Genomic DNA, 13,033 nt, shown 5'->3' on the forward strand with positions numbered 1-13,033 from the left:
CACCCGCACCCGCACCCGCACCCGCACCCGCAGCCAGGAGCCCCCATGGCACAGTCCCGCAGCACGCAGCCCGACCGGCCGTCGCCTTTCGCCGGCTCCTCGGAGTCGCCCATCCCCGACGCCACCCTCCGGCGCTTCCCCGGGTTCGTCGAGGCCCGCGACACCGGCCGCTCGCTGCGCAAGCGCTGCCCGAGGAGCTCTCTCGCCCGCTGGGAGGTCGTGCCCGACCGCACGTCGGCCCTGGACCTCATCCTCTCCCAGGAGCGCGGCCGCCTGCAGGCCCTCATCCCCGAGCGCCACCGCCGCATGGCCGCCTCGCCCTTCGCCTACTTCCGCGCCACGGCGCTGCCCATGGCCGCGGACCTCTCCACGACGCCGTCCACGGGCCTCATCNTCGAGGNCTGCGGCGACGCCNACATCGGCAACTTCGGCGGTTACCGCTCGCCGGAGTCCGCGTTGGTCTTCGACCTCAACGACTTCGACGAGGTGGCCCGCGGCCCCTGGGAGTGGGACGTCAAGCGCATGGTCTCGAGCGTGGCCGTCTGCGCCCGCNGCCGCNGGTTCGGGGCGGCCACCGCCCACGACNCCGCGCTCGCCTGCGCCGCNGCCTACCGCGAGGCCATGGCATACTTCGCCCACCAAGGCGCGNTTTCCNTCTGNCACACCCACGTGGACGTCCAGGGGCTCCTCGACGCCCTCTCCGCCGACGCCTCCAAGAAGGAGCGCCGCCAGGTGGCCAAGGGCCTCGCCGCGGCCTTTGCCAAGGACAACTCCCGTGCCTTCAGAAAGCTCGTGGAAGGGGAGGGCGCCGACCGGCGCATCGTGTTCGACCCGCCCGCCATCGTGCCGCTGGACCGGTTCCTTCCCGCGGGCGACGTAGAGCGGTTTCCGCGCTCCCTCGCCGAGCTCTTCTCCGCCTACCGCTCATCCCTCGCCCCGGAGAACCGCGGGCTCATCGACCGCTACGCCTACGNGGGCGCCGCCCTCAAGGTCGTGGGCGTGGGCAGCGTGGGTATGCGCAACTGGGTGGTGGCCCTCTCNGGCCGCCAGGTGGACGACCCGCTCGTGCTGCAGTTCAAGGAGGCCGGGGAGTCGTGCCTCTCGCGCTACACGGGCCTCGCGCCGCGCTACCGGGGCGGCGAGCGCGTGGTGCGCGGCCAGCGCCTCATGCAGGCCACCGGCGACGTGCTCCTCGGCTGGGCCGACGTCCCCGTCCCCGGCGCCCCGGGCCGTTCCTTCTACGTGCGCCAGCTCTGGGACTGGAAGGCCACGGTGGACCTGGACGCCATAGACGCCGACACCCTCGCGCTCTACGGAGAGCTCTGCGCCTGGACCCTCGCCCNCGCCCACGCGCGCTCCGGCGACCGCGGGGCCATCGCCGGGTACCTCGGCACCTCGGACGCGGCCGACCGCGCGCTCTGCGCCTTTGCCGAGGCCTACGCCGAGCAGAACGAGTGCGACTACCGCGTCTTCATGGACCACGTCGCCGGCGCGGCCGGCACGGGGAAGGGGGAGGCCTCATGAGCCTCGGAACCGTCGACACGTACCTCACCCGCCGTCACGCCCGCCGGGTGCAGCGCGAGCAGGCCGTGCCCGAGCGCGACTGGGCCCCGGTGCCCGCGGGCTCCTACACGCTCCTCGTGCTCTTCAACCTCATGGCGGCCTTCGACGAGGGCCATGCCATCCTCGCCGTGGGGCCGTCCGCGGGCGACCTCATGACCTACTCCTACTACCGCCGGGGCAACGCCCTCAAGGCCCCGGCGTCCATGGCCTGCCTGCGGGAGCCGGAGACCTTCGCCGCCCTCCGCCGGGCTTCCGGCTGGANCGTCCACGGCAACCCCGGCAACTGGTGGAACGAGCACGTGGACTGCGCCGTCGCCCTCACGGCCNCCTCCAAGGCCGGCCGTGCCGTGGCCGACTACGCCGAGGGGGTCAAGGCCGCGCCCGGCACCTACGACCTCGTGACCCACAACTGCCTCGCCTTCGTGGAGGAGGCCTTGGCCGCCGGCGGCGTGCGCCTCACCACGGTCTCTGGCGCGGGCCTGCGCACCTTCGTGCCCAAGGACGCCTTCGAGGCGGTGACAGGGGCCACCGGCNCCACGCCCTTCCGGGAGTGGAAGTATTGGTTCGACGACGTCCCTGCCCCCGACGACGGCCTGCGCACCATCGGCGACGACCCCGGCACGGAGCGCGGCGACGCCCCGGCGGCGCACCGGGGGTAGGGGAGGCCTCTCGGGACCCATCGCCGTCCCGCGCACCTACACCGCCCGCACCCCGTGCGCGGAAGCCTTTGTGTGCCGCGCGGGCGGCCCCCGTCGTGCGGCGCGGCAAACGGGTACGTAGGGCCCAGCACACGCCCACAGGAAGGAACACCCATGGCCACTGCGTTCTACGGCACCATGTCCATCGCTACGTCCGTCATAGGCGACCCCGCNTTCAAGTCGCTCTGGGACGCCACCCTCGACGGCTACGACGAGGCGAGGCTCACCTACGGCATCACGTCGGTCTACGGCNCCGACGAGGAGGGCGGCCGCACCGTCTACCAGGTGAGCGGCAAGACCNACGACGGCTTCGACGAGGNCGCCGCCGCCTGCCTCTGCGGCTCGCTTTCTGTGGAGGACGCCGGCCGCCTGCTGAAGGCCCTCGAGGACGCCTCCGCCGCCATCGCCTTCGACATCGACGAGTACGACGTCGACGCCGACTCCCTCACCCGCGAGAAGGCCACCGTCACCGTCGAGGACGGCCGGGCCCGCCTCTCCGACACCTCCTACGACGACGTGCCCGTGACCTCGCGCAAGCTTGTCGACATGGGCTTTGCCGAGGAGTCCGAGCTCGACGACGGGGAGCTCGCCGTCATGGTGGCGGCCGAGATCCCCGACGGCCCCGAGGCCGACGACCTCGTGGACGCCATCGAGGACCTGCGCGAGGACGCCCGCCACGACGGCGTCTTCACCGCCGAGGAGACCGCCGACCCTGTGGCCTTCGCCCAGATGCTCGAGGNCTCCTACGCCGACGAGGACGACATCGAGTAGCCCTTCGCCCTCCCAGACGCGCGGGAACGCGGCGCCGGGCCGGCCCGTCCGAGGCGACGGAGCGGCCCGGCGCNGCGTCGCTGCGGGTACAATGACACGCGTTGCCCTGCCCTGCGAACCGGAAGGTGGCCATCCGTGACCGACATGCCCAAGACCTACGATCCCCAGACGACCGAGCCGCAGCTCGTCGAGCGCTGGATCGACGCCGGCTGCTACCAGCGCTCCAAGGGCACGGGCGACTGCACCGTCGTCATCCCGCCCCCCAACGTCACCGGCGTGCTCCACATGGGCCACGCCCTCGACGACACCATCCAGGACGCCTTCATCCGCTACAACCGCATGGCCGGCCGCTCCACCCGCTGGATCGTGGGCCTCGACCATGCCGGCATCTCCACCCAGACCAAGGTGGACAAGCGCCTGAAGGAGCAGGGCGTCTCCCGCCTGGAGCTGGGGCGGGAGAAGTTCGTGGACGCCTGCTGGGACTGGACCCGCGAGTACGGCGGCACCATCGTCAAGCAGATCAAGCGCATGGGCTGCTCCGCGGACTTCGCCGACGAGCAGTTCNCCATGAGCCCGCNGTTCTCCCACGCCGTGCGCAAGGTCTTCTGCGACTGGTACCACGCCGGCCTCATCTACCGCGGCGAGCGCATCGTCAACTGGTGCCCCAACTGCTGCACCGCCATCTCCGACGACGAGGCCGAGTACAAGGACGAGCACGGCCGCCTCTGGTACCTGCGCTACCCGCTCAAGGAGCCCGTGGACGGCAAGGACCACATCGTCGTCGCCACCACGCGCCCCGAGACCATGCTCGGCGACACCGGTGTGGCCGTCTCCCAGGACGACCCCGAGGCCTCAAGNTNCGTGGGCGCCACGGTGGTCNTGCCCATCGTGGGCCGCGAGATCCCCATCTTCGCCGACTGGCNCGTGGACGCGGGTTNCGGCACCGGCTTCGTCAAGGTGACCCCGGCCCACGACCCCAACGACTTCGCCATGNGCGAGGCCCACGACCTCGAGAAGATCAATGTCTTCGACGAGCACGCCCACGTGGTGGACGGCTACGGCGAGTTCTCCGGCATGGACCGCGACGAGGCCCGCGCCGCCGTGGTGGCCTGGTTCGAGGAGAACGGCCTGCTCGACCACGTCGAGGACCACGACCACTCCGTCATGCACTGCTACCGCTGCGACACCGCGCTCGAGCCCTGGCTCTCCGAGCAGTGGTTCGTGGCCGTGGACAAGCTCAAGGGCCCGGCCACCGAGGCCGTCACCTCGGGCGACGTCACCNTCCATCCCAAGCGCTGGGAGCAGACCTACCTCACCTGGATGGAGAACCTCAAGGACTGGTGCATCTCGCGCCAGCTCTGGTGGGGACACCGCATCCCCGTCTTCACCTGCGNGGACTGCGGCTGGGAGGACGCCTCCATGGACGACGTGGAGGTGTGCCCCACGTGCGGCGGCCGCCACGTCCACCAGGACCCCGACGTGCTGGACACCTGGTTCTCCTCGCAGCTCTTCCCCTTCGCCACCCAGGGCTGGCCGGAGCACCCCGAGGAGATGGCCGGCCACTATCCCACCAAGGCCCTGGTCACGGCTCGCGACATCATCGCGCTCTGGGTGGCCCGCATGATCATGAGCTCGCTGTACTTCTGCGACCGGATTCCCTTCGAGGACGTGGTCATCTACGCCACCATCCTCGCCAAGGANGGCAGCCGCATGTCAAAGTCCAAGGGCAACGGCGTCGACCCCATGGACCTCATGGCCAAGTACGGTGCCGACGCCATGCGCCACAACCTGCTCACCTTGGTGACCAACAACCAGGACGTGCGTTTTGACGCCACCTTCGACAAGAAGACCGGGGCCTTCGAGTCGAGTCCCCGCACCGAGCAGGCCCGCGCCTTCGTCACCAAGATCTGGAACGCCTGCCGCTTCGCCCTCATGAACATGGAGGGCTTCGAGCCCGGCGCCCCGGTGGCCGCCACGCCCGAGGACNCCTGGATGCTCTCGCGCCTGGCCAAGCAGGTGGCGGACACCACGGCGTGCCTCGAGGAGTACCGCTTCGGCGACTACGCCCGCGGCCTGCAGGGCTTCTTCTGGAACGAGGTGTGCGACTGGTACATCGAACTCTGCAAGGGCCGCCTGCAGTCCGAGGACCCCGAGGTCCGCGTGGGTGCCCAACGCANCCTCGTCTTTGTGCTCGACACCTCGCTGCGCCTGCTGCACCCGGTCATGCCCTTCGTGACCGAGAAGGTCTGGGAGTCCATGCCCGCCTCCNCCCTCGACCTCGCCGAGGCGGCCAAGACCGGCTGCGACTCGTCCCANGACGGCCGCTTCCTCATGCTCTCGGCCTGGCCCGAGCCCGCGGCCTACGGGGCCTACGTCAACGACGAGGCCGAGGCCGATTTCGAGATCGCCCGCGCCCTCGTCTCCGGTGTGCGCTCGTTGCGCGCCCGCTATCGCCTGAGCCCTCGCGCCGAGGTCGACGTGGTGGTCAAGGCCGCCCCGGCCGACGCCGCCCGCCTCGAGGCCCAGCGCGACTTCCTCGTGGAGGTGGGCCGCCTCTCGTCGCTGGTGGTGGGCGAGCACGCCGAGAAGCCCGCCAACTCNGTCTNGTTCGNGGNCCCGGGCTTCGAGGCCTACGTGGTGCTCGAGGGCCTCGTGGANCTCGGNGANGANGCCNAGCGCCTGNAGAAGGNGGTNAAGAAGGTGANCGGCGAGCTCGCCGGCATCGAGCGCACCCTCGGCAACCCCGGGTTCCTCGCCAAGGCGGCCCCGGAGGTCGTGGAGGCCAAGCGGGCCCGCAAGGAGGAGCTCGAGGTCACGCTCTCCCGCCTGAGCTCCCAGCTGGAGGACCTCTCGGAGTAGGGACGGNCGNCTTCNTCCCAGAGAGGACGTTCGGNTTCCAGGCACCCCGCGGGCTGGTCCCGCGGGGTGTCTTTTNGCGGGGCGGCCCATGCCAAAGGCCGCTCCGGCATGGGTTTTGGCCCCCGCACCCATGCCGCAGGCCGCTTTGGCATGGGGTGAGGCGGCGGCCGTCGATCGCTCTCCATGCCGCAGGCGCCCTTGCATGGGGCCGAGGGCCAAGCGTAGGGCCCAACCGGCGGGCCCTGTCGCAGTGGGGTCCCGGGGACCGCCCCGCCTTCGTGGCGGTCCCGNTTTTCAGCTACTATGGCGTCGACCGTGGGGTCGATGAGCGGGGAGAGGGGCAGGACCGTGGCCACCATCAAGGATGTCGCCCGCATCGCCGGGGTGAGCAGCGCCATGGTCTCGCGCTACCTCAACGACGGCTACGTCTCTGCTGAGAAGCGTCAAGGCCGACGAGGCCTCCGCCTCCGAGCCCGCCGCCGCTCCCGCGGCCGCCCCGGCGCTCCTGGCCGCCGAGACCCTCGTGGCCCCGCTCGCCGGGTCCCCCGCGGCCGCCGCCTACATCGCCGACCCCACCTTCGCCGCCGAGATCCCGGGTCCCACCGTGGCCATCGACCCCGGTGAGGCCGACAGGCTCCCCGTGGTGGCCCCGTGCGGCGGCACCGTGAGCACGGTCTTCGACACCGGCCACGCCGCAGGCATCACCAGCGGCTCCGGCGCCGAGATCCTCATCCACGTGGGCGTGGACACCGTGAAGATGGAGGGGGAGGGCTTCTCCAAGCTCGTCTCCGAGGGCCAGCGCGTGGCCGCGGGCGACCCGCTCCTCGACGTGGACTTCTCCGCCGTGCGCCGCGCCGGCTACCCCGCCACCACGATGATGATCGTCTCCAACGCCTACGACTTCGACGTGGAGCGCCTCGACCTCTCCGCCCCCGTGGAGCCGGGCAAGAGCGACGTCATGGGCCTTGCCCGCAAGGGCTGNGACGCCTGTCTCCGAGGGCCCGGGCCCNGGCTGCGGCCGGCGCCCAGGCCCGGCCCGTGCCCGACACCCGACCATTGGAGATCAACCGGTGAACTCCCTCACCCGAGACCTCGCACGACTCTGCCGCGCCCGCACCGAGGAGGCCGCCCATCGCGGNCACGGGCCCTGGTCCCAGCGGTTCCACCTCATGCCCGAGGCCGGCTGGCTCAACGANCCCAACGGCCTCTTCCAGAAGGACGGCGTGTTTCACGCGTATTACCAGAACTCGCCCTTCGACTGCCACGGGGTCTACTCGGGGTCCTCCGTCGTGCACGGGGCCGCATCCACGCCTTCTACGCCGGCAACGTCAAGCGCGAGGAACCCGGGCGCGAGTTCGACTACGTGCTCGACGGCCGGGAGTCCAACACCGTGCTCGTGGAGAGCGACGACGGCGGCGTCTTTGGCTCCAAGCGCCTGGTCATGACGGTGGACGACTACCCTGCCTCCGTCACCTGCCATGTGCGCGACCCCCGCGTCCTGGCCAACCCGGGGGAGGGCGGCCCCGCCTTCCTCATGCTCCTGGGCGCCCGGGCCAAGGGGGCGGACCGCGACCGCGACCGCGGCGAGGTGCTTGTCTACGNNTCCGACGACCTCNTGCACTNGGCCTTCGCCAACACGGTGGCCTCCGAGCGGCCCCTGGGCTACATGTGGGAGTGCCCCGACCTCCTCGTGCTGGGGGCCGCGGAGGCCACGCGCGCGCCGGGCTTCGACCCCGCCGCCCCGCCGCTGGCGGTGCTCTCGGTGAGCCCCCAGGGCATGGAGGGGCCCGCCGCCGGCGCCAACGTGTACCCGAGCGGCCACATGCCCTTCTCGGGGTCGCTCCTCGGTCCCTGCTCGCTGGGGTAGTTCACGCTGTGGGACGCCGGGTTCGACTTCTACGCGCCCCNGACCTTCGAGGCCGAGGACGGTCGGCGCATCCTCATAGGGTGGATGGGCATGGCGGACTGCCCCGACCACGCCAACTCCACCGTGGACCACGGCTGGCAGCACTGCTTTACACTGCCTCGCGAGGTGGTCACCGACGGCCGCACCGTCCTCCAGCGCCCCGTGGTCGAGCTCGCCGGGTTTCGCGGGCCGGTGCTGGAGGGGGAGGGGTCGCTCCGCGCGGAGGGCCTCCCGGCCTTCGACCTCGAGGTGTCGGGCATCCGGGGCCCCCGGTGTGCCGTGACGCTCGCCGGCGGCCTGGACGTCACCTACGACGCCGCGGCCGTGGAGGTGCCGGGCGCCCGCGCCCGCCTGTGGCCCCTGGAGGTACCGCTCACCTTGTAGAAACTGTTCAGGCTCCCGTCGTCATCGGTGGACCGCGATCAAAACNGTATCGTTACAGTTAGTANGGCATATCGCTCTCGTTCACCTACCCAGGGAGGAGACCCATGTCCGAGAAGAAGTCCCTGCGCATCGGAGCCCTCGAGGCCGGCGGCACCAAGATGGTGATGGCCGTGGCCACCCCCGAGGGCGAGGTCCTAGAGCGCGAGGAGATCCCCACCGGGGAGCCCGGCCCCACCTGCGAGGCCATCGTGGCATGGTTCGCCGGGAGGGACATCGACGCCCTCGGCGTGGGCGCCTTCGGCCCCACCGGCGTGGACCCGGAGTCGGATACCTACGGCTGGATCCTCGAGACCCCCAAGACGGCTTGGCGCCACTTCGACTTCCTCGGCACCNTCAGGAGGGNCCNCGACGTGCCCTGCGGCTACGACACCGACGTCAACGCCGCCTGCCTCGGCGAGGCCACCTTCGGGTGCGCCAAGGGCCTGGGCACCGTGGTCTACATCACCATCGGCACGGGCATCGGCGCCGGCGTCATGGTGGGCGGGAAGCTCCTCCACGGCATGCTGCACCCGGAGGCCGGCCACATNTCCCNGCGCAAGCGCCCCTACGACNCNGGCGCCAGCGTCTGCGGCTTCCACGACTCCTGCTTCGAGGGCCTGGCCTCCGGCCCCTCCATCGAGGCCCGCTGGGGCGCCAAGGGGGTCGACCTCGCCGNCAAGGCCGAGGTCTGGGAGCTCGAGAGCGAGTACATCGCCGAGGCCCTCGTCGACTATGTCATGGTCTACTCGCCCGAGAAGATCGTGCTGGGTGGCGGCGTCATGAAGCAGGAGCAGCTCTTCCCGCTCGTGCGCAACAAGTTCACCGAGCTCCTGGGTGGCTACATCCAGACCGAGCAGGTCAAGGCGCAGGACAGCTACATCGTGCCCGCCGGCTGCGGCGGCGACCAGGGCATCCTCGGCTGCACGGCCCTGGGCGTCGAGGCCCTGGAGGCGGCGGGGGAGTAGCGGCCCCGAGGCGGCCGTTCCCCATAAGGCCCCTGCATGACGGAGGCCCGGGTCCCCAGCGCTGGGGTCCGGGCCTCCTGCCGTGGGCGCTGTGCGTCCTCGCTGCCGGCGGCCTAGGTGATGTTGATGGTGTGCAGGGCGGAGCGGCTGCCCACGTTCCGCGAGACCGAGTACTCGAAGGGGGCGCCCGAGTCCAGGAAGCCGATCTGCTCCAGCTCGAGCAGGGGGTCCCCCTCGGCGATGTCCAGGCGCCCGGCCTCCTCGGCCGTGGCCGCCACGGCCCGCACGATGCGGTGGAAGCTCGCCAAGTGCAGCCCGAGGTCCTGCCGCAGGTAGTTGTAGATGGAACCCTCCACGTGGTGCCGCTTGAGGCCGGGGACGAGCTCCAAGGGCATATAGGTGTCCTCGATGACGAGGGGCACGCCGTCGAGGAGGCGCGTGCGCACGTCGTGGTAGCAGAAGTCCTCGTCGCCCAGGTCGAGTCGGGCCGCCACCTCGGCGGGGGGCACCTCGATGGCGAACAGGTGGACCACCGAGGAGACCTCGCCCTGGGGGGCGTGCTCGTTGGTGAAGCCGATGGAGCGGTCGGTGCGGCCTATGTAGAGGGTGTCGCCGGCATGGCACCCGTCCACCCCCTTGGACTCCGGCGTCGCCTTGACGAAGGTGCCCGACCCCCGGCGGCTCGAGACCAGGCCCTGCTCGGCCAGAAGCTCCACCGCCTTGCGCACGGTGACCTTGCTCGCCCCGTAGAGCTCGCAGAGCTCCACCACCGTGGGCAGCCGCTCGCCGGGGGCGATGGCCCCGTCCTCGNTGGACGCACGGATGTCCTGGGCGATTTCTGCGTACTTTGACATGGCTGCCCCCCTCGAGGCCGGTGGGGGAGTCCCCAAGTTGTGTGCAAAAAGAAGAATACCGCTTGCGGAGGGATAGCTACCGCTCGCACTCGAATAGAACCCAATTTCTCAAAAAATCGCTGTGTAAGCAGAATTATATCGCTACAATTCTCACCAAGAAGCGCGACCCAAAAGGGGGGACCCCGCGGGCCGCACCAACCGAGACGTGCAAGGAGGACCATGGAANCCATCACNCTGCCCGAGAACTTCTTCTTCGGCGCGGCCATGTCGGGTCCCCAGACCGAGGGCCGCTGGGCCGAGGGGGGCAAGCTCGAGAACCTCTGGGACACCTGGTCGATCGNGAACATCGACGACTTCTACAACAAGGTGGGCTCCTACGTGGGCAACGACTTCATGACCATGTACGANGAGGACCTCCGCNTCCTCAAGGAGGAGCTTGGCTTCACNACCTTCCGCACCTCCATCCAGTGGAGCCGTCTGCTCGACCGCGACGGCGAGCTCAACCCCGCCGGCGTCGAGTGGTACCATCGTCTCTTCGCGGCCGCCGGGGAGGCCGGCCTCGAGATCTTCGTGAACCTCTACCACTTCGACATGCCCACCTACCTCTTCCGCCGCGGCGGCTGGGAGAACCGCGAGGTCGTGGACGCCTACGAGAACTACGCCCGCAAGGCGTTCGCCGAGTTCGGCCAGGAGGTGCGCTACTGGTTCACCTTCAACGAGCCCACCGTCGAGCCCGAGCAGCGCTACCAGGAGGGCGTATGGTGGCCCTTCACCAAGAACTTCAACCGCGCCCGCACGGTGCAGTACAACATCTCCATCGCCCACGCCAAGGGTGTGCAGGCCTTCCGCGAGGCCCAGTCCGCCGGCCTCGTGCGCGACGACGCCCGCATCGGCCTCATCAACGCCTTCATGCCGCCCTACACCAAGGACGACCCCTCCGACGCCGACCTCGAGGCCGTGCGCATGGTGGACGGCATCAACAACCGCTGGTGGCTCGACCTCGTCACCAAGGGCGAGCTTCCCGCGGACGTCATGGAGACNCTGGCCGAGCGCGGCTNCGTGCTCCCGGTGCGCCCCGGCGACGACGCCATCCTCGCCCGCGGCACCGTGGACTGGCTGGGCTGCAACTACTACCAGCCCACCCGCGTCCAGGCCCCCTCGCGCGACGTCGACGACGCCGGCTGCCCCGTCTTCGCCGACAAGTACGTGTGGCCCGACGCCGTCATGAACGAGAGCCGCGGATGGGAGGTCTACCCCAAGGGCATCTACGACTTCGGCATGACCGCCGCCCGCGACTATCCCGACCTCGAGTGGTTCGTCTCCGAGAACGGCATGGGCATCGAGGGCGAGTACAAGAACCGCGACGCCTCCGGCAAGGTGCAGGACGACTACCGCATCGACTTCGTGCGCCAGCACCTCACCTGGATCGCCAAGGCCATCGAGGACGGCGCCCGCTGCGTGGGCTACCACTACTGGGGTGCCATCGACAACTGGTCGTGGAACAACGCCTTCAAGAACCGCTACGGCTTNATCGAGGTCGACCTCATGGAGAACTACCGTCNCGTCCCCAAGCTTTCCGCCGCTTGGATGCGCCAGGTGGCCACCTCCCACATCGTCTCGTAACGGCCTTCCGGCCGGGGAGGGGAGCCCCGGCCGGGGCGCGAGAGGGGCGGGTGCCCGCCCCGTTCTGAGAGAGCAAGAGAGTCAAGCGAAGAAGAGAAAGAGTTAAGGAGACACCATGGCATCAGGCAAGGGTCAAGCCTTCCTCGACAAGTTCGCCGAAGTGTCGGCGAAGATCGGCAACCAGGTGCACCTGCGGTCGCTGCGCGACGGCTTCGCCACCATCATGCCCATCTACATCCTGGCCGGCATCGCAGTCCTTATCAACAACGTCGTGTTCCCGCTGTTCCTGACCGGCGACGGNCTCGCTGCCGCCCAGTACTGGGGAAACGCCATCACCCAGGGCACCCTGTCCTTCGCGGCCATCCTCCTCTGCGGCGTCATCGGCTACTGCTTCGCCCAGAACAAGCGCTTCGGCAACGCCATCGCCTGCCTCGTGGTGAGCGTCTGCTGCCTCGTCATCATGTTCCCGCAGGCCGTCAATACCGCCGTCTCCAACCTCACCTACGCCGTGAGCGCCGGTGAGACCGGGGCCGCCACCCAGACCCTCGAGGCCGTGGACATCGCCAGCACCCTCGGCATCGCCGAGGACGCCTCGGTGACCACCGCCGCCACCGGCGTCATCTCCACCACCAACACCGGTGCCAACGGCCTGTTCGCCGGCATCATCGTGAGCCTCGTCGCCACGACCATCTTCATCAAGATCTCCTCTGTCGAGAAGCTCAAGATCAACCTCGGCGAGGGCGTGCCCCCGGCGGTGGGCAAGTCGTTCAACGTCATGATCCCGCTGCTGTTCACCCTGTCCATCTTCGCCCTGGTGGCTGCCCTGCTCCACGGCATCTGGGGCACCAACCTCNTGGACATCATCGCCACCTGCGTCTCCGCGCCCCTCAAGGACGTCATGAATGCCGGCCCGCTCGCGGTCATCGTCATCTACACCGTGGCCAATCTGCTCTTCTGCCTGGGCATCCACCAGTCCACCATCTCCGGCGTCCTGGCCGAGCCCATCCTCACCGTCCTCATCGTCGAGAACATGGCCTTCTACGCCGCCGGCGAGGNCATCCCTGCCGACCACTACATGAACATGCAGATCGTGAACTCCTTCGCCCTCATCGGCGGCTCGGGCTGCACGTTCATGCTCCTGCTCGACACCTTCCTGTTCTCCAAGAACAAGGCGTCCCGCGACATCGCCAAGCTCTCCATCCTGCCCGGCATCTTCAACATCAACGAGCCCGTCATCTACGGCTACCCCATCGTCTACAACGTGGCCCTCATGGTTCCCTTCGTGATCCTGCCCGACATCTTCATCGCCGTCACCTACGGCCTCACCTGCATGGGCTGGATCTCCCCCTGCGTCGTCCAGGCCCCCTGGAC

At 69.7% G+C, this 13,033-nt stretch carries 7 protein-coding genes and 3 pseudogenes; 9 read left to right on the forward strand and 1 reads right to left on the reverse strand.

Annotated features, from left to right (window positions below):
• The first annotated feature begins 45 nt into the window (after positions 1 to 45).
• The 7 genes and pseudogenes from JX283_RS06255 (at position 46) to JX283_RS06280 (ending at position 9,185) form a co-directional block, all read left to right on the forward strand.
• On the forward strand, positions 46 to 1,524 hold the full coding sequence (locus JX283_RS06255; protein ID WP_204829808.1) for a DUF2252 domain-containing protein: 1,479 nt from the start codon (positions 46 to 48) through the stop codon (positions 1,522 to 1,524).
• A gap of 1,643 nt (positions 1,525 to 3,167) precedes the next feature.
• Positions 3,168 to 5,891, forward strand: a complete 2,724-nt coding sequence (locus JX283_RS06260; RefSeq protein ID WP_204829809.1) for a valine--tRNA ligase — start codon at positions 3,168 to 3,170, stop codon at positions 5,889 to 5,891.
• Between the two features lie 324 nt (positions 5,892 to 6,215).
• Positions 6,216 to 6,515, forward strand: coding sequence for a LacI family DNA-binding transcriptional regulator (locus tag JX283_RS06265; RefSeq protein ID WP_204829810.1), 300 nt, complete (start codon positions 6,216 to 6,218; stop codon positions 6,513 to 6,515).
• Positions 6,415 to 6,777, forward strand: a pseudogene (locus JX283_RS08850) (PTS glucose transporter subunit IIA); the annotation flags it as partial. The gene JX283_RS06265 and the pseudogene JX283_RS08850, both read left to right, overlap by 101 nt.
• A 283-nt stretch (positions 6,778 to 7,060) precedes the next feature.
• Positions 7,061 to 7,108, forward strand: a pseudogene (locus tag JX283_RS08855) (hypothetical protein); the annotation flags it as partial.
• 92 nt (positions 7,109 to 7,200) lie between these two features.
• A pseudogene (locus JX283_RS08860) lies at positions 7,201 to 8,181 on the forward strand (glycosyl hydrolase family 32); the annotation flags it as partial.
• A 104-nt stretch (positions 8,182 to 8,285) separates the two neighbouring features.
• A complete protein-coding gene (locus JX283_RS06280) occupies positions 8,286 to 9,185 on the forward strand; it encodes an ROK family protein (protein WP_204829812.1) in 900 nt (299 codons plus the stop codon).
• 113 nt (positions 9,186 to 9,298) lie between these two features.
• Here JX283_RS06280 and JX283_RS06285 read toward each other — a convergent pair whose 3' ends face one another.
• Positions 9,299 to 10,039, reverse strand: a complete 741-nt coding sequence (locus JX283_RS06285) for a GntR family transcriptional regulator (RefSeq protein WP_204829813.1) — start codon at positions 10,037 to 10,039, stop codon at positions 9,299 to 9,301.
• A gap of 219 nt (positions 10,040 to 10,258) precedes the next feature.
• Here JX283_RS06285 and JX283_RS06290 point away from each other — a divergent pair, with 219 nt between their 5' ends.
• Complete coding sequence (locus tag JX283_RS06290; protein ID WP_204829814.1) at positions 10,259 to 11,662, forward strand: glycoside hydrolase family 1 protein; 1,404 nt, start codon at positions 10,259 to 10,261, stop codon at positions 11,660 to 11,662.
• A 115-nt stretch (positions 11,663 to 11,777) separates the two neighbouring features.
• A partial coding sequence (locus JX283_RS06295; RefSeq protein WP_204829815.1) for a PTS sugar transporter subunit IIC occupies positions 11,778 to 13,033 on the forward strand: 1,256 nt, incomplete at its 3' end.

Origin of the sequence: Olsenella sp. CU969 (genome assembly GCF_905219715.1) — a bacterium.
Classification (GTDB): Bacteria; Actinomycetota; Coriobacteriia; order Coriobacteriales; family Atopobiaceae; genus Granulimonas; species Granulimonas faecalis.